This is a genomic window from Rufibacter hautae (assembly GCF_008271695.1).
GTDB lineage: Bacteria > Bacteroidota > Bacteroidia > Cytophagales > Hymenobacteraceae > Nibribacter > Nibribacter hautae.
In genome coordinates this window covers 1,374,028-1,398,953 of the sequence record NZ_VKKY01000001.1, presented here as the reverse complement: position 1 = coordinate 1,398,953, position 24,926 = coordinate 1,374,028, and the positions used below count along the sequence as shown (strand labels likewise).

Annotated in this window: 16 protein-coding genes; 9 read left to right on the top strand and 7 right to left on the bottom strand. The window is 55.1% G+C overall.

The window, feature by feature from the left end; all coding sequences use genetic code 11:
* Positions 1-95 precede the first annotated feature (95 nt).
* Together FOA19_RS05285 and FOA19_RS05280 are read left to right on the top strand one after the other, a co-directional pair.
* Entirely contained in the window at positions 96-998 is a 903-nt protein-coding gene (locus tag FOA19_RS05285; RefSeq protein WP_223808743.1) for an alpha/beta hydrolase family protein, read from the top strand.
* Positions 999-1,067: 69 nt separating this feature from the next.
* The gene (locus FOA19_RS05280) at positions 1,068-1,646 is read left to right on the top strand and encodes a hypothetical protein (RefSeq protein WP_149089720.1); all 579 of its coding nucleotides are present in this window, start codon (positions 1,068-1,070) and stop codon (positions 1,644-1,646) included.
* A 238-nt stretch (positions 1,647-1,884) separates the two neighbouring features.
* Here the strand turns inward: FOA19_RS05280 and FOA19_RS05275 are convergent, their stop codons facing one another.
* Both FOA19_RS05275 and FOA19_RS05270 read right to left on the bottom strand, forming a co-directional pair.
* The gene (locus FOA19_RS05275; protein WP_149089719.1) at positions 1,885-2,568 is read right to left on the bottom strand and encodes a YceI family protein; all 684 of its coding nucleotides are present in this window, start codon (positions 2,566-2,568) and stop codon (positions 1,885-1,887) included.
* Positions 2,569-2,720: 152 nt separating this feature from the next.
* Positions 2,721-5,321 carry a M1 family metallopeptidase gene (locus tag FOA19_RS05270; RefSeq protein ID WP_149089718.1) on the bottom strand — a complete coding sequence of 867 codons (2,601 nt, stop codon included), beginning with the start codon at positions 5,319-5,321 and terminating at the stop codon, positions 2,721-2,723.
* Between the two features lie 177 nt (positions 5,322-5,498).
* Here FOA19_RS05270 and yjjX point away from each other — a divergent pair, with 177 nt between their 5' ends.
* The 5 genes from yjjX to FOA19_RS05245 are packed head-to-tail and all read left to right on the top strand — an operon-like array spanning position 5,499 to position 9,803.
* A complete protein-coding gene (gene yjjX, locus FOA19_RS05265; protein ID WP_149089717.1) occupies positions 5,499-6,083 on the top strand; it encodes an inosine/xanthosine triphosphatase in 585 nt (194 codons plus the stop codon).
* 41 nt (positions 6,084-6,124) lie between these two features.
* Entirely contained in the window at positions 6,125-6,856 is a 732-nt protein-coding gene (pxpB, locus tag FOA19_RS05260; RefSeq protein ID WP_149089716.1) for a 5-oxoprolinase subunit PxpB, read from the top strand.
* Positions 6,846-7,847, top strand: coding sequence for a 5-oxoprolinase subunit C family protein (locus FOA19_RS05255; RefSeq protein WP_149089715.1), 1,002 nt, complete (start codon positions 6,846-6,848; stop codon positions 7,845-7,847). Before pxpB ends, FOA19_RS05255 begins: the two co-directional genes overlap by 11 nt.
* Positions 7,844-8,608, top strand: a complete 765-nt coding sequence (locus tag FOA19_RS05250) for a LamB/YcsF family protein (protein WP_149089714.1) — start codon at positions 7,844-7,846, stop codon at positions 8,606-8,608. The genes FOA19_RS05255 and FOA19_RS05250 overlap by 4 nt, the downstream gene beginning before the upstream one ends.
* Positions 8,609-8,618: 10 nt before the next feature.
* Positions 8,619-9,803, top strand: coding sequence for an NRAMP family divalent metal transporter (locus FOA19_RS05245; protein ID WP_149089713.1), 1,185 nt, complete (start codon positions 8,619-8,621; stop codon positions 9,801-9,803).
* 422 nt (positions 9,804-10,225) lie between these two features.
* On the opposite strand, the gene FOA19_RS05240 is transcribed toward FOA19_RS05245, so the two are convergent.
* Positions 10,226-13,423, bottom strand: coding sequence for a VPS10 domain-containing protein (locus FOA19_RS05240; protein ID WP_149089712.1), 3,198 nt, complete (start codon positions 13,421-13,423; stop codon positions 10,226-10,228).
* A 710-nt stretch (positions 13,424-14,133) separates the two neighbouring features.
* Positions 14,134-17,010 carry a M16 family metallopeptidase gene (locus FOA19_RS05235; RefSeq protein WP_223808804.1) on the bottom strand — a complete coding sequence of 959 codons (2,877 nt, stop codon included), beginning with the start codon at positions 17,008-17,010 and terminating at the stop codon, positions 14,134-14,136.
* A 552-nt stretch (positions 17,011-17,562) separates the two neighbouring features.
* On the opposite strand from FOA19_RS05235, the gene FOA19_RS05230 reads away from it, so the two are divergent.
* Together FOA19_RS05230 and FOA19_RS05225 are read left to right on the top strand one after the other, a co-directional pair.
* Positions 17,563-20,358: a TonB-dependent receptor gene (locus tag FOA19_RS05230; protein WP_149089710.1), complete on the top strand. Its 2,796-nt coding sequence runs from the start codon at positions 17,563-17,565 to the stop codon at positions 20,356-20,358.
* Between the two features lie 250 nt (positions 20,359-20,608).
* Positions 20,609-22,729, top strand: a complete 2,121-nt coding sequence (locus FOA19_RS05225) for a sensor histidine kinase (RefSeq protein WP_223808742.1) — start codon at positions 20,609-20,611, stop codon at positions 22,727-22,729.
* A 100-nt stretch (positions 22,730-22,829) separates the two neighbouring features.
* Here the strand turns inward: FOA19_RS05225 and FOA19_RS05220 are convergent, their stop codons facing one another.
* The 3 genes from FOA19_RS05220 to FOA19_RS05210 are packed head-to-tail and all read right to left on the bottom strand — an operon-like array spanning position 22,830 to position 24,919.
* Positions 22,830-23,546: a YqjF family protein gene (locus tag FOA19_RS05220; RefSeq protein WP_149089709.1), complete on the bottom strand. Its 717-nt coding sequence runs from the start codon at positions 23,544-23,546 to the stop codon at positions 22,830-22,832.
* Positions 23,547-23,600: 54 nt separating this feature from the next.
* Positions 23,601-24,548: a TIGR01777 family oxidoreductase gene (locus FOA19_RS05215; RefSeq protein WP_149089708.1), complete on the bottom strand. Its 948-nt coding sequence runs from the start codon at positions 24,546-24,548 to the stop codon at positions 23,601-23,603.
* Positions 24,549-24,550: 2 nt separating this feature from the next.
* Positions 24,551-24,919 (bottom strand): hypothetical protein, encoded by a 369-nt coding sequence (locus FOA19_RS05210; protein ID WP_149089707.1) that lies wholly within the window; start codon positions 24,917-24,919, stop codon positions 24,551-24,553.
* Positions 24,920-24,926: the final 7 nt, after the last annotated feature.

Sequence of the window (24,926 nt, the reverse complement as noted above, 5' to 3'; positions counted from 1 at the left end):
TACTTGTTCAAAATCGAAAAGCCTCTTGTACCTTCATGCTTCCGTACAAGGCCAACTATTTTAGGCCTGTTTTTAAGAAAGTCTGCCCAAACTATATGAAGTTCTTTTTGCCCATCCTGCTGTGGTGTTTTCTCTTTTGCGCGGGTCCGCTCCACGCCCAAACGCAGCCTGTTAAGCTTATTTCCTGGCAAGATCTCATGCAATTGCCCACGCCGGCGGCTGGCACGCGCCTCGCCTACGGACCAGATTCGCTGCAATTTGGCGAGCTGCGGGTGCCCCAAGGCAAGGGGCCGTTCCCGGTGGTGGTGGTCATCCATGGCGGGTGCTGGCTCAACCAATACAACTACCAGTACATGAACCACGTGAGCGCCGCCCTCACCCAGGCAGGTTTTGCTACCTGGACCATTGAGTTCCGGCGGGTAGGAGACGCGGGCGGAGGCTTCCCGGGTACCTTCCTGGAGGTCGCTAAAGCGGTGGATTACGTGCGGCAACTGGCCAAACAATACCCCGTCTCCGCGAAAGAAGTTGTGGTGATGGGCCACTCGGCGGGCGGACACCTGGCTCTCTGGGCTGCCGGACGTAAAGACCTGCCCCGCACTAGCGCTTTATACACCAAAAATCCGCTGAAAGTAAAAGGCGTGGTTTCCCTGGCCGGCATCCCAGATCTGGCCACGTACAGCACTGAGAAGGGAAGCTGCAACACGGCCGTAGAAAAACTGATGGGTGGTTTGCCCGCAGCCGTTCCCCAGCGCTACACCGAAGCAATACCTTCACCTGCCCTGGCCCTGAAAACCCCTGTGAGAATGGTGCAAGGTGCCCGTGACCCGATTGTGCCAGTAAGCCAGGCGCAGAATTTTGTGAATCATTCCTCTTCCAGAAAAAACAAGGCAAAATTAGTGTTGTTGCCAGACGCCGGTCACTTTGATTTGGTGGCACCTGTCTCACCGGTTTGGGCTACCATTGAAGCAGCGGTGAAAGAATTGCTGGTGAAGGATTGAAATGGAAGAAGTACTTAGGCCTTCATCTTTTTAAAAGTGGTCACGCTTTGGGCTTTAATCAAAAAGAAGATGCAGAAAGCATTGCTACTGCTAATGTGTATTTGTATGGGTTTGTCCGGCTGCAAAGCCATCAATGCACCTGCGTATTTGTCTTGCCACGATGTGTCCAAAGACACTGGGAAGAATGTGAGCAGAACCTTGGATGAGCTATGGGACAACTATCCTGAGGTCAGAGTAGATGCACATACGTTGAAAGCTTTCGTTACCGCAGGCTACAAGTTCTTGGATGAGGAAGATGCATTGTTAGTGGTAGGTGACAGTATCGATCAAGAAACCGAGGCTAGTCTTGCAAAGAAGTATTTCAAAAGCCAGGATACAACTTTTAACGGCGCTGTTAACTATTACCGGATTGTCAAAGGGACGTCTGCACAGAGGCTTTATGTTATCAAGTCCAGAGACTGCCTAACAGTCTCTGACCAACAAACGCAAATCTTTAGTCCAAAGCATTGTTCTTTCTGCCTGATGAGTACCATGGAATTGCCCATTACCAAGAATGCAAAATGGAAGACATTCTTTGATTTGACGCCAGAAGAAAGAAAGAAGGTCAGGGAAGATTTTGAACTAGATATTTTAGCTAAGATTAAGTAAGCCTGTCTCTGCCAACATTCCTTTAAACACCATCTACCTTCAAATTGGTAAGATAGAGGACAGGTTAGGGAAATGGGATACTATTTAAATCTTGAATATAAGCAGAACCGCAATCTTCAAGAATTCAACTAGCAGCTAACCTTTTTAAGCCTATTTACACAAAAAGAGCCCGAAAACGCAGGTCTTCGGGCTCTTTGCTTTGGTGAGTATTGGTTTACTGGGTCGACGCGGTGGCGTTTCAACCTTGTTTTTTCGCTTCCAGGTCTAATTCTATGTTCACGGTTTCGGAGATGAACTTGTCGCCCAGGGTTTTGTCGTTGCCGTAATTCATCTGCCACTGGCGGCGGTCAATGTTGAAGTTGGCTTCGGCTTCCATGGTGTTTTCATCCAGCTCAATGCGGGCTGGGAACGTGATGTTCTTGGTCACGCCTTTCAAGGTGAAGTTACCGCTCACGCTGAAGTTAGCGCCTTGCACCAGCGAGGTGTCTTTCCCATCCGATTTAAACGGTTCTACCTTGGTGATCTCAAACTTGGCTGTCCCAAATTTCTCAGCGTCAAAAAAATCGCCGCTCAGTAGGTGAGGTCTTAGTTTAGTCTGGAACATCTCGCCCTGTTCTTTCATGGTCAAGGAGTTGATGTCAATGACAAACTCACCGCCTGTGATCTGGTTGTTAGCCACCGATACGGAACCGGAGTTCAGGTGGAACGTGCCCGGGTGGTTTTTGCCTACGCCGTTACCGGTAAACTCCACCAAAGAAGCGGCGGTGTCTATCACAAAGGTTTGCCCGCTGGCATCGGCGGCGGTCTTCTGGTCGGTGATGGTGGCTTTGTCTCCTTCTTTGGGAGCCTCGTTGCAGGAAGCCAAAGCCAGACCCGCCACCAGGGCTAGTCCGGCCGATTTAAGTGAAAATAGAGGTTTCATAGTTGCTTAGGTCTAAGGGATTATGTAGATACATAACTATTCTTTGAACGCTGGAAGTCAGTATTTGTTCTCTTCCCCGGAAATAGTACCCTTGCCGGCGTGCCTTCGGCTACCGGAAAATCTCCTTTTCACCTTCTACTCCTAAGCCCCCATTATTTCATGGACTGCACCAACTTCTCCGCCCTGAACACGCCATCGGCTGCCTGCAGAATCTTGCCTTTCAGCTTAGGGTTGTAGTCTGGGTGGGCCTGCAAAAACGTGCGGACGGTGTTGGCTGCCCCTGCGGTTTGGTAAGACCCGAAAGTAGCCGAAAGCCAAGAGACAGGGAAGAAGATATCACCAGTCAGCTGGATCTCTTCCAATAGGTCCAGGCTTTCTTTGAGGTATTTCTCTGAGGTAGCGGCCCGCAGCGGATGGTGCAGGTAGTTCAGCGCAGCTAACACCCAGGACTCTACCTCGCGGTTCTCCTCTTTCTTTAAGGAGGCGAAAAAGGCATCCCGTTCTTTCACATCTCCAGATAAGGCGGGCAGCATGAACTGGAGGCGCTTCTTACGGTCTGGGTTGGGAGTGCGGGCTATTTGGCGGGCGAGTATCTGCGGACTGTTTTGGTAATCGCGCACGGCCAGGGCCAACGCCAGCGAGGTGTAGTCATCTTCAGACAACTTGATCCCGGTTGGGGCCTGTTCTTTGTCCCAGATATGGTACAGGCGATTTTGGGCGGCAGAACTCAAGGCAATGCTCTGGTAGGTTTTGAAAAGCAGCTTTTTCACGTTGGCAGCCGTGGCCTTCTCCATGGCGGTCCAGAGTTCCTGTTCCAGTTGTGGAGCTAAAGCTAGTCGTTGGGCAGTCGGCAGAAAACGCCAGAAAATATCACTTAACTGGCCGGTGATCAGTTTCACATTCAGCTCCTCGGGTTCCTTGGAAAGTCCGCCCCGGTAAAAGTCCAGCAGTTGCTGTGGTGTGACACCGCGGCCATTCTGCATGTTCTCGTATAAGTTAATGTACGCCGAGGCCCGCGCTACCGGGTTCTTCAGTCCGTAAAGCCCGCCCAGCATCTGCCCATCTACCGGGAACACCCCGTAACCCTGCCCTGTCACATCAAACAACACAAACAAAGGCTTGTCTTTGCCCACGGCCTCTTTCAACGTCACCTCGGCCTGGTTCATGTTCACCGTCAGCTCCTGAATGCGGTCTGGGTAAATCAAGGCGATTTCGAAAAACTGGGGCCAAAAACGATTAGACCCGTCTTCGCCCTTCTGCCGGATGGTAAGGCTGGAGATCTTGTTGCCTTGGGTTTGCAGGCTGTAGTCAAACTGCGGGCGACCCGGCTCGTTCACCCACACTTGGTTCCAAGCCTGCAAGTCGGCGGGGGTGAGGTCGTCCAAGATCTGGATGAGGTCGGGCCAGGTCGCGTTGCCGTAGGCGTATTTCTTGAGGTACTGCTGCAACCCTTTCTGAAACGCCTCTTCGCCCATGAGCCGCTCCAGTTGGCGCATCATCACCGGGGCTTTGTGGTAAATGATGTTGCCGTACATGGAGCCCGCATCCTGTAGGTTATCCAGTTGCTGCCGGATGGGGTTGGCGCCGGCAGTGCGGTCCACACCGTAGGCGGCGGGCAGGTGGTCTACCACAAACTTGAGGTCGTAGTTGGAAGTAGGCATGGCCACCTGCGTGATTTTATCGGCCATGAAATTGGCGAAGACTTCCTTCATCCAGACATCATTGAACCACTCCATGGTCACCAGATCGCCAAACCACATGTGCGCTGTCTCATGCGAGATCAAACTAGAGCGCGAGATCTTCTGGTCCTGCGTGGCGCCCTCGTCCAAAAACAACGTGGAGGCCTTGTACTGGATAGCGCCCACGTGCTCCATGCCGCCATACTGGAAATCAGGGATGGAGACGAAGTCAAACTTCTGAAACGGGTAGGTAATGCCGGTGTACTGCTCCATGAACTGCAGCGCATCGCGGTGAATCTGGAAGATGGGGGTGAGGCTCTGCTCCAGTTTTTCTTTGTCCGTCTCGCGGTGCAGGAAGTGCATGGTACGGTTGTTGCTCATTTGTGCCACGTGGTCAAAAGTACCCGCGGCAAAAGAGAAAAGGTAGGTAGGGATGAGGTCTGAGGTTTGATAATGGTACGTTTTCTGCCCCGCATTCAGCACAGAGTCCTGCAAGGGCGCGTTGGCCAAGGCTTTCCAGTCCTGGGGCACCGACAGCGTGAGCTTGAAGGTGGCTTTAAGGCTGGGTTGGTCAAAACAGGGGAAAACGGTGCGGGCCCGGTCTGGGACCAGCAGGGTGTACAGGAAATCCTCGTGCCGGTTCAGAGACAGGTTCCCCGCCGTGAATTCAATCTCTACTTTATTGTCGCCTTTTCTCAGGTGCTGCGGCCCAATGACCAGGTGCTCCTGGGTGTGCTGCACCGGAATGGCTTTCCCGTTCACCCTCACGTGCCTGAGGTGGTCTGGGGTTTCCTTGAAGTCAAGCTGCAGGGGCTGGCTTTTGTCTTTGAGGTGGAACGTGACCACCTCAGCGGCCTGGACAGGCGCCTCCTTCTTGGCCGGAATGGTCAGGTGCAGGTCATAGGCGATCTTGCTCAGTTGCGAGATACGGTGATCGGCCAGGGCCTTGGAAACGCCGGGCGCCACTGGAACAGAGCTGCCGGAAGGGGAGACGCGCGGCGCGCAGGAAACCGCGAGGGCGCAGGAGGCAAAGACAAGGCCTTTTTTGAGACGCAGGAGGTGCTTGTTTTTCATTCTGGGTAAAGTTACAAATAAAAGGCGGTTCCAGCCGATTAAAGGGGGTTTTGCATTGTAGTTATAAATGTTTTTGTCCCTATTTTTTAAAAAAATACTCCAAAAAAATATTTGAGATTAAGAACGCATTAAAATATAAGAATTTTGCATTACTTCGTACCCGAGAAAACCTTAAACATGAATAAAGTAGTACAAAAAGTAGTGGTGGCCTCCACCAATCCTGTCAAAGTAAGTGCGGCACTCCATGGCTTGCAAGCCATGTTTCCGCAGTATGAATTTGTAGCGGAGCCTATCTCCGTGCCCTCCGGCGTATCTGATCAGCCCATGACAGATACAGAAACCCTCACCGGTGCCTTTAACCGCGTGAGCAATGCATTTGAGGCCCAGCCTACGGCCGATTTCTGGGTAGGCATTGAAGGCGGCGTGCAAACGCTGCACACAGACCTGGCAGCTTTCGCCTGGATTGTGGTCCGTTCCAAAAAACTGGTGGGCAAGGCCCGTACCGGTATGTTCTTCTTGCCACCTGCCGTGGCCGAGCTGGTGCAACAGGGCGTAGAGCTCGGCGAAGCCGATGACCGCGTGTTTGGCCACACCAACTCCAAGCAGAAAGGCGGCGCCATTGGGCTGCTCACGCAAAACGTGGTAGACCGCGCCGACCTCTATGAGCAGGCGGTAAAACTGGCTTTGGTGCCTTTCAGAAACGAGGAGCTTTACCTGCAGCACCAAGAAGCCAGCGTAAGTTTGAAACCAGAGCATTTTTAAGCCGTTTTCTTGAAAACAAGCTGAAAACAGAAACCGGATCCATGTCCCTGCCCACGTCCTCGGTTAAGATGTATCCCCTAGGCGATGCGGCCGTTGTGCTGCAGCTGGGAGACGAGATAGCCGTGGAGACCCACGGGCAAGTAAAGGCCGTGGTCCGGTTTCTGAATCAGCATTCCTTTCCCGGGCTCGTAGAGTACGTGCCCGCCTTCACCACCGTCACCTTGTATTATGATCCCTGGCTTGTCAGCGAGCGGGGCCAGGTAGATCCGTACGCGGCCGTGGAAGAGAACATCCGGCTGATGCTGGCGCAACTGGAAACCGATTCCGCACCAGAGGAACCTTCTATAAAGGAGATTCCGGTGGTCTACGGCGGGGAGTATGGGCCTGATCTGGCGTTTGTGGCGGAACACTGCGGCTTACTTCCCCAGGAAGTCATTGCGCGGCACAGCCAAGCAGACTACCTGGTGTACATGATTGGCTTTGCGCCCGGTTTTCCGTATTTAGGCGGCATGGACCCCAAGATTGCCGCCCCCCGCAAGCAAGTTCCCCGTAATGTGATCCCCACTAGCTCCGTCGGCATTGCCGGACTGCAGACAGGCGTGTACCCCCTGGAAACACCCGGCGGCTGGCAACTGATCGGCCGTACCCCGCTCTCCTTGTTCGACCCTGACCGAGAATCGCCCAGTCTGCTGCAGATGGGAGATGTGGTGCGGTTTGTGCCGATTTCTGAAGCGGAGTTCCAGGCCATGAAACCAGACGCAGATGGGGATTAAGGTAGAGAAACCGGGCTTGCTCACCACCGTGCAGGATTTGGGCCGATACGGCTATCAGAAGCAGGGTATGGTGGTCAGCGGCGCCATGGATTCCTTTGCCCTCCGTTTGGCCAACCTTTTAACAGGAAACCCCGAAAACACCGCCGCGCTGGAAATCACCTTGTCCGGACCCCGTCTCCGGTTTCAGGAAGACAGCCTCATTGCCTTGGCCGGCGCCAACCTTTCCCCTAAACTGAACGGTACCCCCGTTCCCATCCATCGGCCGATATTCGTTAGAAAAGAGACGCTGCTGGAATTCGGTGCGGCTGTGCAGGGCTGCCGGGCTTACCTGGCCGTGGCTGGAGGTATTGACGTGCCCCTGGTGATGGGCAGCGCGGCTACCTACGCGCGGGCAGCACTGGGCGGCTGGCAAGGCCGATCTCTGCAGAAAGGTGATGTCTTGCCATTAATAAGCGCTACTTCTGAGCAACTGCGCCATTGGCAAGAGAAATGCCCTGCCGGGGAGTCGTTTCTGGTTTCCACCTGGGGCCTCTCCCCAAACTTGCTTCCTACCTATCGTGAGCACCCCACCCTGCGAGTATTACCCGGGCCGGAATATGGCTTGTTTTCTGAAAATACCCAGGAAACGTTCTGGCACGCGGAATTTAAGGTTTCCCCGGCTTCGGACCGGATGGGCTACCGGTTGGATGGACCAAGTTTGCAACTGCAAGAACCGCTGGAACTGCTTTCCAGCGCCGTTACTTTTGGCACCGTGCAGGTGACTACCAGCGGAAATCCTATTATCTTGATGGCCGAACACCAGACCACCGGGGGATATCCGCGCATAGGGCAAGTCATCTCCGCGGATTTGCCGCTGTTGGTGCAGGTGCGGCCGGGCAGTAAGCTCCGGTATCGGCAGGTTGCCCTATCGGAGGCCCACCAGCTGTATTACCATCAGGAGCAAACCCTGGAACACCTTAAAAGAGTCCTCCACCTTCAATCCAAAAGATGAAGCAAACCTTTACCGTTGATTTAAACTGTGATTTAGGCGAGAGCTTTGGCGCGTACCGCCTGGGCAACGACGAAGCCATTCTGCCGCTGGTGACCTCGGCCAACATTGCTTGTGGGTTCCATGCCGGCGACCCGGGCGTCATGAAAAAGACCGTACGGCTGGCCTTGCAACAGAAGGTGGCTTTGGGTGCGCACCCCGGTTTCCAGGACCTGGCTGGTTTTGGTCGCCGTGATATGGCGGTTTCCCCCGAAGAAGCCTTTGACTTAGTCGTGTACCAGATTGGTGCGCTCATGGGCTTCATCATCGCCGAGGGTGGCGTGTTGCATCACGTAAAGCCGCACGGCGCTTTGTACAACATGGCCTCCGTAAACCCCGCCTTAGCCGAGGCTATCGCCGAAGCAGTCTACAAAGTGAATCCCGAGGCGGTGCTGTACGGTTTGGCGGGAAGCGCTTTGGTAAAGGCCGGCGAGAAACTGGGCCTGAAAACCGCTCACGAGGTCTTCGCCGATAGAACTTACCAGCAGGACGGCACCCTTACTTCCCGCCGACTGCCCAATGCCCTCATCACAGATCATCACAAAGCCGTGCAACAGGTGGTGCGCATGGTGAAGGAAGGCAAAGTGTTGTCTCAGCAAGGCGTAGACGTGTCCATCAAAGCCGATACCGTCTGTATCCACGGCGATGGGGCGCACGCGGTGGAATTCGCCCAACTCATCCGGACAGAACTGACCCGCCAAGACATTACCCTCCAAGCTTTTTAGGCCCGTTTTTATGAAACAACCCAGAAACTGGAGTGTGCTTTTGGGCGCCGCTTTTTTGATGGCCACCTCGGCCGTGGGGCCGGGCTTCTTAACCCAAACCACTGTTTTCACGCAGAGCCTGGGCGCCAGCTTCGGGTTTGTGATCCTGCTTTCCATCCTCCTGGACATTGGCGTGCAGCTCAACGTCTGGCGGGTCATTGCCATCTCTGAGAAGCGGGCGCAGGACGTGGCTAACGCGGTGCTGCCGGGCCTGGGCGGCTTCATTGCCTTCCTGATAGTCCTGGGCGGATTGGCTTTCAACATTGGGAACGTGGGCGGCGCGGGGCTGGGCTTCAACGTGCTCACCGGGATCTCGGTGGAAACCGGCGCGATTATCTCGGCGGCCTTTGCCATCATGATCTTTCTAGTGCGCGAGGCGGGTAAAATCATGGACCGTTTTGCCCAAATTCTTGGTGTGGTCATGATCGGGTTGATTGTGTACGTCGCCTGGATTTCCTCGCCACCACTAGCTGAGGCTGCCATCAGGACCGTGGCCCCGGCTGAGGTCAGTTTCACAGCCATTATCACGCTGGTAGGCGGAACGGTGGGCGGTTACATTACTTTCGCAGGCGGGCACCGCTTGCTGGATGCGGGCGTGAAAGGCAAAGAAGCCCTGGGCCAGGTGACCACCAGTGCCGTATCGGGGATCTCGCTGGCTTCCCTCATCCGGGTGTTTCTGTTCCTGGCCACCCTGGGCGTGCTGCAGCAAGGCAAAGCCCTGAACCCCGAGAACCCGACGGCCTCGGTGTTTGAACTGGCGGCCGGCAACTTTGGTTACAAGCTGTTCGGGATCATGATGCTAGCGGCAGCCATTACCTCGGTGGTAGGCTCGGCGTACACCTCGGTTTCCTTTATCAAGTCCTTCAGCCCCCGCATCGCCCGGAACGAGAACTGGGTCATCATTGCCTTCATTGTGGTCTCCACCATTATTTTCGTGTTCATCGGGAAGCCGGTGAAGCTGCTGGTGTGGGCCGGTCTCCTGAATGGCTTCGTGCTGCCCGTCACCCTGGGAACCATGCTCATTGCAGCCCACAAGAAAACCCTGATGGGCGATTACCGGCACCCGCGGCTGTTGACATTATTTGGGTTACTAGTGGTCCTGATTATGACCTGGATGGCCGGCGATACTTTGGTGCAGCAGATTAAGAATTGGTGACAGAAAGCCTATTTTCAAGCTGATTTCTTGAAAATAGGCTTAAAAGGGATAGCTAAAAGTAGGCTAAAATGAGATGCTATTGAATCTGGTTTCACGTATTCCGTCCCCCTTTGAAGGGGGTGGGGGGATGACAAAGCCGGGTGAAAAACTAAAAGCGTCTGCTACATGCAAATGCTTCAATGGTGCTCCTCACAAAAGGGCAACCACAAGGGATTGCCCCTACAAAGACCGGGAATACACGAGAATACAATTATCTGCACGAGTGGTCATCCCCCTACCCCCTTCAAAGGGGGACGAAATGCGTGGAAATTAATACAACTATTAAACGGTGTTACTTTCTCGGGGTGACAGGGAGGAAGAGGAATGAGAAAGGGAGAGAAACCAGTGGCTTCTCTCCCTTTCTTAGTGCCGCAGGATAAAACCTACAGCACGGTGATTTTCTGCAGTTGCGCCTGCTGGCAAAGTTGGTTGAAAGCGGATATGTCTTTCTGCACCAGCTCGGTCATCTGGCCTTTGTGCTTCTGCCACTCGGTTTGCAATTCCTTTAGGCGTTCTTGTTGGCCTTGGGTTATGTAGGGGATGCTTACGTCCAGCTCGCCTTTCAGGAAGAGGTAGTTGGCGCTGAGTTTGTTCACGAAGTTGATGACGTCATCCGTGGCCTGTGATTTGTTCTGCACCAATTCATCTTCCCAGGTATCCATCTTCTTGATAAGCGCCTTGCCTTCGGTCTGGATCTTTCCGTAGCTGGGTTTGCCATCTAGCAGCGTGAGCAGGGAGGAGACTTGGTTTTTGGCTTTGCGCATCTGCTGCACTCCTAGGTGAATGTCTTTCACGTCCTGCTCCACGGCGGCTAGCATGGTCTGCTGCTGCTGGTATTCTGCGTCGGTGGCTTTGAGCCTTGGGTCTGCTAGTACTTTGAAGGAAACCGTTTTCTCCTGACCGTGCATTTTGAGGTGTGCCTGGTAGGTGCCCGGGGCTACTTTGCGGCCCTGGTAACTGCCTTCAATGAACACCGGGGGCACGCCCGGCAGCGTGGCATGGCGCAGGTCCCACACAGTGCGGTTCAGGCCGACTTTGGTGTGCAGCGTAGGTTCCTCGTCCGGACCGCCCAAATAGCCCACGTACGTCTTATCGGGTTGGTTGCTGTAGCTTCGGATTACCTTGCCATGGCTATCCAGGATCTCCAATGTCAATGTGCTGTCTTTCTGGAAGCCGGCCGGAACCTGGTAGTAGAAGACCACACCGCTGGCCGGGTTGGTACCCGTAAAACTGGCCTTGCCGTAGTTGCTGGTTTCCTCCTCGGGTTCCTGGTCCAGGGCGCTGCCCCCGAATACGCGGTAGGCATCCTCAGGCTGGAACAGGTGCAGGGCCTGTGCTGATGGTTTTCTATTCAACTCGCGCAGCATGTTCAGGTCATCCAGAATCCAAAAGGAGCGGCCCTGGGTGGCGGCGATGAGGTCGTTTTGGTGGACTTTCAGGTCTGAGATGGGCGTGACAGGGAGGTTGCCCTGGAAGTTGATCCATCCCTTGCCGCCATCGTGCGAGATGTACAGGCCGGTCTCGGTGCCGGCGAACAGCAGGTCTTTACGCTGGCTGTCTTCGCGCACTACTTTGGTGAAGGCTCCGTACGGAATACCCTTAGAGATATTTTTCCAGGTTTTACCGTAATCAGTGGTTTTGTAAATGGCAGGGGTGAAGTCGTTGAACTTGTAGCGGGTGGTGGCGATGTAGGCGGTGCCTTTTTCGTGCGGCGATACCTCAATGCTGTTGATGAGGCATTCCTCCAGGCCTTTAGGCGTCACGTTTTTCCAGTTCTTGCCGCCATCGCGGGTGATGTAGACCAAGCCGTCATCGGAGCCGGTCCAGAGCAGGTTTTTCTCCAGCGGAGATTCCATCACGTAGGAGATAGTGCCGTAGTTCTCGCCGCCGGCGCCCTCATTGGTGTACGGCGTGCCGCTCCAGCCCATTTTGCTCTCGTCATGGCGGGTCAAATCAGGGGAGACCACTTCCCAGGTTTTGCCCAGATCGGTGGTCTTGAACAGCTTGTTGGCGGCGTGGTAGAAGGTGCCTTTCTCGTGCGCGGAGTGGATGATGGGCGCGTTCCAGTTGAAGCGGTATTTCATATCCTTCGGCTGCAGGGCCATGTACTGGATGGGTGCGATCATGATGGGTTTGCCTTCCTTGAGTTCCGTGTCCAGCACCTCGATGGTGCCCTGGTAGCTGCCGCCCAGCACGTAGCGCGGGTTGTTGGGGTCAAAGGCGAGGAAGGCGCTCTCGCCGCCGGCGCTGGAGGTCCAGTCCCGCTCTCCGATGCTACCACCAGATAAATTGCGGCTCGCGATCTTCACCGAACTGTTGTCCTGCTGTCCGGCGTAGATGTTGTAGGGGAACTGGTTGTCTGCGCTGATGCGGTAGAACTGGGCCGTGGGCATGTTGTTCTGGGTAGACCAGATCTTGCCGCCGTTGAAGGTCACCGCCGCGCCGCCGTCATTGGCAATAACCATGTTCTGGCTGTTTTTGGGGTTGAACCAGAGTCCGTGGTAGTCACCGTGTGTGCCGCGGAGCTGGCTCCAGGTCTTACCGCCGTCGGTGGATTTCAGGCCGGGGCCGTTGAGCACGTAGACCGTGTTTTCCTGCAGCGGATCGGCGAAGACTTCAATGTAGTACCAGGCGCGCTGGGTAAGCCGGTGGTCTTTGCTCACGCGGTTCCAGTGCTGCCCGCCATCGTTGCTCACGAACAGGCCGCCCTGCTCTTTCTGGGTGTCACTCTCCACCAACGCAAACACTTTATCAGAATTTACCCGGGAAACGGAAACGCCAATCTTGCCCAACTCCGCCGGCAGGCCGTTCTGGATTTTGTTCCAGGTCTCGCCACCGTCCATGGATTTGTACAGACCGCTGCCTTTGCCGCCGCTGCGCACTTCCCACGGCAACCGGCGGTGGTCCCACGTAGCGGCATATAAAATCCGAGGGTTGTTCAGGTCCATGCTCAGATCGGCGGCTCCGGAGTTCTCATCCACAAACAGGGTTTTCTTCCAGGTCTTGCCGCCATCCACTGATTTGTACACGCCGCGCTCGGCGTTGGGGCCGTGCAAAGCACCCTGCGCCGCCACGTACACGATATCAGGATTAGTAGGGTGGATGCTGATGCCAGAGATATGGCGCGTCTGGTCCAGGCCCAAGTGCGTCCAGGTTTTACCGCCGTCCACCGATTTGTACACGCCATCGCCGTACGAGGTCATCACACCCCGCGGCGCGTGCTCGCCCATGCCTACGTACACCACGTTCGGATCCGACTCAGACACGGATACCGCGCCCACCGAACTGGTTTTGAAAAAGCCGTCTGAGATGTTGAACCAGCTCTGGCCCGCGTCCTCGGTCTTCCATAATCCGCCGCCGGTGGTGCCCATGAAATACACCAAGGGGTTGTTTACCACGCCCGAGGCCGCCACCGATCGCCCACCCCTGAACGGCCCGATGTTGCGCCACTTCACAGTTTTGAAGTAATCTTGGGGCGTGGTTTCCTGTGTTTTGGCAGCTTTGGGTTTCTGTTTCTGCTGGGCCTGCGCCCAAGGCGATGCCGCCGCGAGCAGTAGGGCGAGGTAGACTGTTTTCCGCATGGAAGAAGAGATTGGTAAGGATGATGCCCTTAAATATAACCGCCCTTTGGTGAATAACCGGCAGCCTCATCCTAAAAATCGTCTGGGGTTAAGTTTTCCGGCAGAAGGCTGTAGGAAGGTTCACTTGGTAGTTTCTTGATGAAGGATGGCAAGTGGCAGAAGGCCCCATTCTGGCTTGCCGTGACCAGAGCGCTTTCCGGCCGTTTTCATGAAAATGGCCCTGAAATGGGGAGCAGCCGGTCTCGTGTTTTGGTCATGTTTTCTGGAAAATGGCCCGCAAACCCACCCCTACCCCTCCCAGGAGGGGAATTCCTCTTAGCAGAAGCAGGTCTTCGATTTACTCTTTTTTCAATCTATTCATCTGAGGTATAATATAGTTTCGGAACGCTCCTTTTGAGGCTTTCGCCTCACGGAAGTTTCAAACTTCCGATCATTTTGGGTCCAAGTTGAAAACTTGAACCAGGTTTTAGGGTGAGTGAAGCGGCTTTGCTTTTTTGTTGAGAATTCCCCTCCTCGGAGGGGTAGGGGTGGGTTTACATTTCCGAATATCAAGTATAGTGCGTCTTTCCACTTTCTTTCAACATGACGCGGTTGGAAACAAAGAAGCCCACCTGATGAAGGCGGGCTCCTTGTAAAGTTTGCGAAGGCGTTTTGGACCTGATTTTTCCTAAATCGACCCAAAACGAAGCAGAGAGAATGACTTTGCCGGTTTAGAAGACACGACCTTCTTTTCTAGCTTTGCGGCCTTTGAGCGGTTCTGCTTTCTTGGGCTCAGCGGTAACGGCTGGGGCATCGGCTTTGGCCAGGATGGGCGCGCCGTCTGGGTCAAGCTCTACCACGTCATAGCCCAGTTTCTCCAGGCCGGGTTTGATGGAGCCTTTGTCGCCCACCAGCATGATGTTCATTTTCTCCAGAGGCAGGTACTTCTTGGCCAGGGCGTTGATCTCCTCTTTGGTGATGGTTTTCAGAATCTGGTTCTGCTTGTCCACATAGTCAGCGTCTAGGTTGTAGCGGAGCATGTTGTTGAGGAAAGACGCTTTCTGGAAAGAGGTCTCGTACTTGAGGGCGTCGCTTTGCCCGATGGCGCTGCGCATGAAGTCCAGTTCCTCATCGGTGATGCCTTCTTCCCGGAAACGCTTGATCTCTTTCATGAATTCCACCACCGAGCTGTCTGAGACGTTGGTCCGGACGCCGGCTGCGGCGGTGAAAGGACCGGGAGCCTCAGAGCCGGAAAAGTAGGACCAGGCACCGTAGGTGTAGCCTTTGTTCTCGCGCAGGTTCAGGTTGATGCGGCTGTTGAAGGCCCCGCCCAACACGTAGTTCATCAACGTGGCTTTGTAGTAATCGCCGGTAGCGTCATACGGCAAGGCCATGTACCCGATCCGGATCTCAGACTGCGCGGCCTTGTCTTTGTCTACCACGTAGATTTTGGTTTTGTCTATGTTGGCCACCTTCGGCTCTGCCGGAATGTTCACGGGCTTGGCGGCCCATTTATTCAGGAAGGCCAGCTTAGGCATAATCTGGGTTTTCTCCACGTCGCCCACAATCACCAGGTTGGTTACGCTGGGCGAGAAATAGTTCGCGTAGAACTTCTTCACGTCGTCTAGGTTGAGGCTCTCCACGGTGGCGGTGGTACCTATGACCGGCACGGCTTTGATGTGGCCTTCGCCGTAGAGCATTTTGTTGAAGACGTTGTTCGCCACCACGGTGGGCTGGGTGCTCTGGTTTTTGATGGCCTCCAGGCGTTGTTTCTTGAGGCGGTCGAAGTCGGCGGGGTCAAAGCGGGGGTGCAGCATGCGCTCTTCCAGCAGGGCCAGGGTGGCATCCAGGTTTTTCACCTGAGAAGACACCGATACGGTCATGGTCTCGGTGCCACTTCCGAAGTTGATGGAACTGCCCAGTTTCTGCAGTTGGGAGGAAATATCCTCGGCGGTGTATTTCTCAGAAGATTCATTGAGCATGGCAGCAGTGAGGGAAGCAATGCCGGCTTTGGACGGATCATGCGCCTCTAGTTTATGGCCTCCCAGCAGGGTGAACAGCAGGGTCACGGTGGGCACTTCGCTGTTCTTGGCGCCAATCACCTTGATGCCGTTGGCCAGGTTGTCTTTCCAGAAAGGCGGCACTTTGATCACGGGGTTGGCGCCGGAAGCCGGACGTTTGCTGCGGTCAAAGGTGTCTTTGGCTTTCACGTACTTGAGGCCGGCGTATTGGTCGGCGGGTGCGCGGTAGCCGTCGGGGTCTACTTTGAAGTTATCGGCTTTCGCCACCATCTCGGGCTTGCCTTTGGGCACCACGCTCAGGATTACCGCCGGCTTGCCTTTGAGGTACTTGTTGTACACGCGCAGCACATCTTCTTTGGTCACGGCGCGGTTCGCTTTGAGCTGGTTGGTGAGGTAATTGGGGTTGCCGGTGAAGGTCTGGTAAGCGGCTAAGATAGAAGTCTTGCCGGCTACGCTAGAGAGGCTGTTGATCATGTTGGCCTCGTACCCAGATTTGAAGCGCTCCAGGTCATCATCGGTGACACCTCTTTTCTCAAACTCAGCGAAGGCGTTGCGCAGTTCTTTCTCCATATCGGCGAGCGAGTTGCCGGGGATAGGTAGCGCGGTCAAGGTGAACTCACCGGCCAGTTCTGAGCACGGGTGACCCGCGTTGGCCTGCACGGCTTTCTGCGACTTGATCAGGTTCTTGTAGATGATGGAGTTTTTGCCGCCGCCAATGATTTCTGAGAGCACGTCCAGCGGCACTTCATCTGGGTGGTAGTTGGGCACGGTAGGGAAGGTCATCTGCACCATGGGGAAGCGCACGTTGTCCTCGTAAGAGATGTAACGGTCCTGGGCCAGTACCGGGGCCGGAAGTTTCATGTTCTTCACCTCGGGGCCCCGCGGAATAGAGCCGAAGTACTTCTCGGCCAGTTTCACCACTTGCGCCGGCGTCACGTCACCACCCACGGTCAGCGTGGCGTTGTTGGGGCCGTACCAGCGCAGGAAGAAGTTCTTGAGGTCATTCACGTCTACGCGGTTCAGGTCCTCAATGTACCCGATGGTGGTCCAGGAATACGGGTGGCCGTATGGATACAGCGCCTGAGCTTTTTTCTCATACACTAGGCCGTAGGGGCGATTGTCGTAGTTTTGGCCACGCTCGTTCTTCACGGTTTCGCGCTGCACCTCAAACTTGCGTTGGGTCACGGCATCCAGCAGGAAGCCCATGCGGTCGGCCTCTAGCCAAAGCGCCGTCTCTAATTGATTAGAGGGCACGGTCTCAAAGTAGTTGGTTCTGTCTTGGTTGGTAGTGCCGTTCAAATCCCCGCCCGCTTGGGAGACAATCTTGAAGTGCTCTTCATCACCTACGTTGTCTGAGCCCTGGAACATCATGTGCTCAAAGAAGTGCGCGAAACCAGATTTGCCCACTTCCTCACGGGCCGAGCCCACGTGGTAGGTCACGTCCACGTGCACGATGGGGTCTGAGTGGTCTTCATGCACCACCACGGTGAGGCCGTTGGGCAACCGGTATTTCTCGTAGGGAATGACCAGCTCGCTGCCCTTGCGGGTTACCTTTTCTACCATCTTCGTCTGGCCCGTCTTTTCCATGGAGGTAGTTTTTTTGGCCGGGGTAGCCTTCTTAGGGGTTTGTGCCTGGGCAGACAGTGTCGCAACCAAACACAAGACCATAATGCTCTTCTTTGACATATGCTTGAAGGGTTAGTGAAAGGATAGGGTTAGGTAATGTTAAAGAATTTTTTGTGTTTTTCCAATAGGTTGAGACCTCTTTTTACATGAGGCCAAAAAAGGAGCGGATTCTATTATGGGCTGCAACTTTTAACAGAGCAAGTGCCACTTACTGCAAAATCTCCTTCAATGCTTATGAAATAGAGCATAGCCGGGCACAGGAATTTCACGCGAGCGAAGCTGACATGACGCGGTTTGTTTCAGGGCTATTTCTTAAAAATCAGGCTTTAAACAGAATGAATCATTCCGGCAATCTCTTGCCAGGAAATAGGCTTAATCAAATGTTAAACTATGTTAAATGTGCATTGAGCAGTCCGATGCTTCAGCTTTATTTGCTTAACATTATATCGCATAGCATTTCGCCGGGATTCTCTTTTGCACCTTAACCCATTGTTCACCCCCTTACTCCACCACATGAAGTCATTTTTACCTGCTGTTCTGTTCCTCTTCTTTGTCTGCCTGGCGACGGGTGCTTTCGCCCAAGGCCAGAAAGGCGAGGTGAAAGGGAAACTCTGGGATGCTACCCACAAAGAGGCCTTGTCTTACGCCACTATTGCCGTTTACACCGCCCAGGATACCACGTTGGTGACCTTTAGGGTGAGCGATGACAAGGGAAATTTCAAGGTGCCGGGCTTGGCCTTGAACCAGAAACTCCGCATCGTGATTACCATGACCGGCTTCAAGGTGTATAGGAAGGAGTTCACGCTGTCGCCGGAGAACCGGGAGATGGACCTGGGACAGGTGGAGATGACGCAGTCAGACAACCTGCTGGGCGAGGTGGTGATCCTTTCTGAGGCGCCGCCCATTGTGGTACGCAAAGACACGCTGGAGTTCAACGCAAACTCGTTCAAAACGCTGCCTACGGCGCTGCTGGAAGACCTCCTGAAGAAATTGCCGGGCGTAAGCGTGGATGGTTCCGGGAACATTGCGGTGAACGGCAAGGCGGTGAACAAGATTTTGGTAGACGGGAAAGAGTTTTTCGGGAACGACCCCAAGGTGGCCTCGCGCAACCTGCCCGCCGATATGATTGAGAAAGTACAGGTGGTGAACGACCCAGATGCCCTGCGCAAAGACCCCGATCTGCCGGTAAACGAGATTCCGCAGGTCATCAACCTCAAGCTGAAGAAAGGCATCAAACAGGGCGCGTTCGGGAAAGTGTACGCGGGCACGGGCTCAGACCGCCGGTACGAAGGCGGGGGCATCCTCAACGTCTTCCGGGACACCACCCAGATCAGTTTGCTGGGCTACTCCAATAACCTCAACAGACCGGCCTTCGGTTTTGAGGACATTTCCAGAATCGGGGGCTTTAACCGCAGCGGCATGAACACCATCATGGTGCGGAGCGATGGCGGGTTTGCCGTGAACGGGATTTCCTTTGGGGGTACCGAAGACGGGATCCAACGTTCTTCCGGCGCGGGCGGAAACTTCAACACGTTGCTTAAAGGCGATGTGAAACTGAACCTGCAGTACTTTTTCGGGGGCATTGATTCTGACCTGAACCAACTGGTGAACTCGGCGCAGCACCTGGAGACCGATACCATCAACTCGCGCCGCACCAGAAACCAGGACAGCGAGAGCCGCAACCACCGGCTGGGCGGCCGCCTGGACTGGAAAATAGACTCGCTGACCAATCTCAGTTTCTCGCCCAGCGTGGTGCTGGCGCGGAGTGCGTCTAACCAGGGGCTTTTCACCAACACGTTCAGGGGCGGTTATGAACTGCTCAACACCAGCGATAACCAGCAGCTGCTGGAAAACACCACCACCACTTTCTCGGGGAATCTCTCCTTTGACCGCAGCTCGCGCAGGAAGAAAGGCCGCCAATTCAACTTCTACGGCACCTACAACTTCAATGACGGCGACCAGGACCAGTACTACCGGGTAGAAAGTTACTTTACGGGCACCAACCCCTATACAGAGACCTTGGACCAGCTCCGCGACAACGTGGTGGCCAACACCGGCGTGAACACGTCCTTTTCCTACACAGAGCCTTTCAGTAAGGCGCTGAGCGGGGTGGTGCGCGTGAACTCAGAGTTCTTCAAAGACCGAAACCTGGTGAACACCTTCAACCTGTCCTCTGAAGGGCAAGGCTATTCGGTGCTGCTCCCCGAGCTGTCTGACGAGGTGGAAAGAAGCGGCTGGCGCAATTACGTGACCACCAGCGTGAAGTGGAAGATCAAAGACCTGACCCTGCAGCCGGGCGTGCGGTTTACGCTGCTCAACATTGACAACGCCTTCCAGAAACTGCAGCCCATTAAACAGGAGTATTTCTATGCGTTTCCGTCGCTCACGGTGAACTGGAAAGAATTCAACCTCAGCTACAACGTGAACGTGCGGGAGCCCTCCGCCGCTGATCTGCAACCCGTCACCGACCAGTCCAACCCTTTGTTCATCCAGTACGGGAACCCCGAGCTGGCGCCCACCATCTCCAACTCTTTGAACCTGCATTTCCGCAAGTTTGACACCAAGCGCTCCATCAACTATTGGGCGTACCTCTCCGGGAGTATCAGCCGCGATGCCGTGACCCGCGCCAGAACCCTGGACGAGACCACCGGCCTGCAGACCACCCGTCCCGTGAACACCGATGGCAACTGGCAGATGAACGCCAACACTGATATCTCCAAAGACTGGAAGTTTGATGGCAAAAAGCAGTTCTCCCTGACGGCCTCCATGTGGATGAACTACACGAAAACGCTCATCATTCTCAATGACATCCGCAGCTACGGGCAGAACATCTCCGTGAACCCTAGCCTGAGCGCGCGCATGAACTTCAATGACAAGTTTGAGTTCAACGAGTCTTTGACCCTGGGCCGCCGCCGCAGCGTGTATGAAGACGAGGCGTTCCAAGACATCAGCTTTTTCACCAGAACCTCCAGAACCGGCGTGGTGGTGCGCGTGCCCAAACGCATTGTGTGGGAAGCCACCTTTGACTACACCAACAACTCCAACGTAGCGCCCGGCATCCGGAAAGACGTAAGCCGCCTCAATGCCGGTGTCACGTTCCTGTTCATGAAAAACGACCGGGCCCAGTTGAAACTATCGGTGTATGATTTGCTGGACCAGAACATCAGCGCGTACCGCAGCATCCGGGAGAACTTTGTGGAAGACTTCCAGACGCAGGTGCTCACCCGCTACGTGCTGCTCACGTTCACCTACAACATCCGCAATTTCGGGGGCAAGGTAGGCGGCACCAACACCTTCTTCCGGTTCTAGCGGCGGTTCAGGTGGCCCGAAATTCACCTGGGTTTAGGCTGCGTTTTCTGTAACTATTTATAGCCTTATTCTGTAAAAGGAGCCCTAAAACCCTGGGGCTCCTTTTCCTTTTTCAAGACGTGGCCTTAGGGCCGCAGAAACAGGAGAGCCTTTCTTGTGCTTTGTCCGTATTGCTACTATCGCCTGTGAAAAGGTGCCTGCGGCTTGGCTGCGGGAAATGAATTTGAATGTCTTTAACCACCACCGCATTATGCCAGACGCCTTCCAAGACGCCCCCACCTCAAACGCGTTAACCATTTTTCAGGGCGGAGGAGAAATGGGTGCCCTCATGCGGGGGTATGACTGGGAAGCGCATCCGCTGGGGAACCCAGACGGCTGGTCGCAGAGCCTCAAAGCCAACATCCGGCTGCTGCTCAACTCGGGTTTCCCCATGTTTATCTGGTGGTCTAAGGACCTGTACGCCTTCCACAATGACGCCTATCTGCCCGCCCTGGGCAAGAAACACCCCTGGGCGCTGGGTACCTCGGCCAGGAAAATCTGGGCCGAGATCTGGAGCGACATCGGTGGCATTGCCGAAAGCATTCTGGCGGGTGGTGAGCCTTTCTATACCGAAGGCCTCCGGCTGGACATGGACCGCAAGGGGTTTCTGGAAGAGACTTACTGGACGTTCTCCTACAGTCCTGCCTTTGACGACGCCGGGAAAGTGGCGGGCGTGTTTTGCGCCTGTTCTGAGGAAACCAGTACCATTCTGGGGCAGCGCCGGCTCAAATGCCTCAAAGACATCGCCGATGCCCTGTCGCAAATCCAGACGCTGGAGCAGGCCTGCCAGACCACCTGCGACCTGCTGGCCCAGAACGAAAGCGATATCCCCTTCAGCCAGATCTACCTTTTGAACCGCCCTGAAACCGAGGCCCTGCTCTTAGGCGAGTCCGGGAAAGTGGTGCCGCAGGTGTCGCCGTCTGTGAAGCTGTTGGCGCACGAGGCCCACAATGAATGGCCGCTGGCAAAGGTGCGGGATTCCCGCAAACGCCTGGTGCTGGATGACCTTTCCCAATACGAGTTGCCGGCGCAGAGCTCCGCTTCGCAGCCGGTAGCCAAAAGTGCGGTCATTCTCCCCATTTACCTGCCTGGGCAAGATAGTCTGCTGGGGTTCTTCGTGTCGGGCATCAGCCCGATGCTGGAGTATGATACCGAGTACCAGAATTTCCATGAACTGCTCACCAGCCAGATTGCCTCTTCAATTGCCAGCGTGCGGGCCCGCGAGGAAGCCGTCCGGCGGCAGAACGAGCTCAGTGAGCTGTTTCAGCAGGCCCCAGTGGCCATCTGTATTCTGCGCGGCCCCGAGCACGTGGTGGAACTGGCCAACCCCGGCATCTGTGAGCTCTGGGGCAAACGACACGCCGACGTGATAGGCAAACCTATCTTGGATGCTTTGCCCGAGGTCCGCAACCAGGGCATCAAAGAACTGCTGGACGGGGTGTTCTACACGGGCGTTCCCTACTCCAACAATGAGCTGGAGGTGATGCTGGAGCGCAACGGCGTCTTGGAGCCCATGTACTTCAGCTTTGTCTACCACCCCATGCGTGACCGGAAGGGAACCATCATTGGGGTAATCGCCATTGCCATAGGCATTAAGGAGCAGGTGGAGGCGCGGCGGGAGATTGAAGCCATGAACGCCGAGCTGCGTGCCATCAACGCCGACCTGGATAACTTTGTGTACTCCGCCTCACACGACCTTAAGGCCCCCATCTCCAACATTGAGGGCCTGATAGAAACCTTGGTGGAGTACCTTCCCCCCGATATCCGGCAGCAGGAAGTGGTGCAGCGGGTGCTCAGCCTCATGGATGCCTCCGTGACCCGCTTCAAACGCGCCGTGGCCGACTTAACCGAGGTGGCCAAGATCCAGCGCGAAGCCGGCGAAGACATTGCCTCCCTTGAATTGCCCGAAGTGGTGGCAGACGTGCTCCTGGACTTTGAGAACACCATCAACGCGACCAATGCCCAGGTGGAAACCGAGTTCGCGCTTAACTCCACGGTCAATTTCTCCGCTAAGAACGTGCGCAGCATCGTGTATAACCTGGTGAGCAACGCCCTCAAATACCGGTCGCCTCACCGCACGCCCCAAATCAAGATCAAAACGGAAGAGGTGCCGGGCTACCTGGTGCTGTCCGTGACAGACAACGGCCTGGGCCTGAAAACCACCGACCACAAAAAGATCTTCTCCATGTTCAAGCGCCTGCATGACCACGTAGAGGGCACCGGCATCGGGCTCTACATTGTGAAACGCATCGTGGAAAACGCCGGCGGCACCATAGAAGTGGAAAGTGAGAAAGACAAAGGCTCTACCTTCAGGGTGTACTTCAAACGGTAAGCACCTTTAGTGTTTTGGGCCTGTTTTGTAGAAAAGAGCCGGTAAACGGATGTAGGTTGCTTTCCTCCGGCTTTTCTGATTCTCACCCTTTGTGTCAGGCTTAGCTTCTCAGAACGCCTCCTTCTTTGATGAGGATCTCGGAGCCTTCTGCCAGGAAAACGGAGCGGGGCGAGGCCGTGTTCAGGAAATCGAAATCCGGGCCGTACAGCGCGGTGAAATCCACGGAAAGCTGGTACTCCGTTACCGGATACATCTCCCATCGCGGGTGCGCAACCTCGTACGCTGTGGTGGTGTGTTCATCTCTGGTGGTAAAACCCCAGTAATGCTCCGTGATGAATTCTTCCTCGCTGCCGGGCGCCAAAGGCTGGGGCGTAGGTTGGGCCACTACGCCCAGGCGGTACCAATCCTGCTTTTTCCAGCGGTATTCTATGGCCAGGGCGTCTTCGCGCAAATCCCAGGAGTGCTGCATGGGCATGGTCACGTAATGTTCCTTGTACAGCGCGTTGGCAACCAACGTGATGGCCGTTTTGGGCACGATCTCCTTGATGAACACCACGCCTCGTTTGTACACGCCTGCCTCTGGGTACTTCACGTAAAAGCGCAGGTTCACCTCCTCAAAATCGGTATGAAACGGGATTCTGATTCCTTTGATTTTGGTGTTCAGGAACATGAAGCCGATCAGGCTCACGTAGCAGGTCCCGTTCCAAAGATCCAGTTGGGTATGGGGCGGCAGGTACTTCTGGAGCACTTGGGCATCTATGGCATAATTGACCATGATGAGCTTGCGCCATTCTGCCGTAAGGAAAGTCTTTTTCATGCACGAAGAAGTGAAAGATACCACTGACTGAACCCCAGAACCGGCCGGATGTTTTTACCTTGTTTTACCAAAATCAGCCCTTAAACCGTTCTTCCACACACACAAGGGCACCGCTTTCTCTATGGTGGGGACGTTGAAGACGTAACCAGCCTGCAACAACCGGGTGGGCACCACCCAGCGGCTTTTCAGGAGCAACTCGGTTTCCGTGCCCAGCACCAGGGCGCCTATCTCCAGCATCCACTTGGTGGCCCGTAACCCGATGGGCGCGCGCAAAGCCTGCCGTACGGTGCGCATGAAGTGGTGGTTTGGAACCGGGTGCGGGGACGCAAGATTGAAGACGCCTTCCAGTTCTGGGTTTCGCATGAGAAATTCTATGCTCCCGATCAAGTCCTGGGCATGGATCCAACTGAAACACTGCAAGCCATTGCCCTGCCGGCCACCTAACCCGAAACGGGCCAGGTTCAGGTAGTAAGGCATGACCCCGCCGGCTTTGTCCAGGACGATGGCAATGCGCAAGGCTACTTTTCTGGTGTTCTGGGTTTTCTGGGCGAAAAACGCGCTTTCCCACTGCTGGCAGACCTCCACGGAGAAACCCTGGCCCAGCTCGCCGGTAAGTTCATCCTGGGCACGATCCAAGGCGTGCCGGTAAATGGTGGCGGAGGCGGCGTTGATCCAGAGTTTGGGCGGGTTCTTTAGGTTCTGCAGGGCCTCGCCCAACACCAGCGTCGCGTTCACGCGGGAAGAGATAATCTCGCGTTTGTTCTTTTCATGGTAGCGGCAGTTCACGCTTTTGCCGGTGAGGTTGATAAGTGCCTCGGCGTTCTCCAGGTGCTGGACCCAATCGCCTGGGTTGGCGGCGTCCCAGTACACCTGTTGGGCATCGGACTGTGCATTGGTAGGTTTTCTGGTGAGCACAATGACTTCATCGCCGCGGGCGGTAAAATGTTGGGTGAGCAGTTGGCCCAGGAAGCCACTGCCTCCGGCCAGAATGATCTTTGCCATGGCTATTGCACGTTGGGTTGCAGTTGGCTCTGGGCGCGGGCCCGGAGTTTAAAGAAGATGGTGAGGTTGAGGAAGTGCATGCCGCCCAGAATAAGGATGATCCAGCCTACTTTATAGCTCAGCACTTCCACCACCGCCTGCACAGAGGTGATGGTGCCCACCTCTTTCAGGGCCAGCGTCATGTACCCGATGTTGATGAGGTAGAAGCCCACCACCAGCAGTTTGTTCACAGAGTCGGCGAGCGGGGTGTTGCCGTGGAAAATGTCCACCAGAAAGATGCGGCCGTTGTTGAACAAGACCCGGGCCACCCAAACGGTGAGCGCGATACTGGTGAGGAGATAGATGGTGTAGGTGAGGATAAAGTAGTTCATAGAAGTA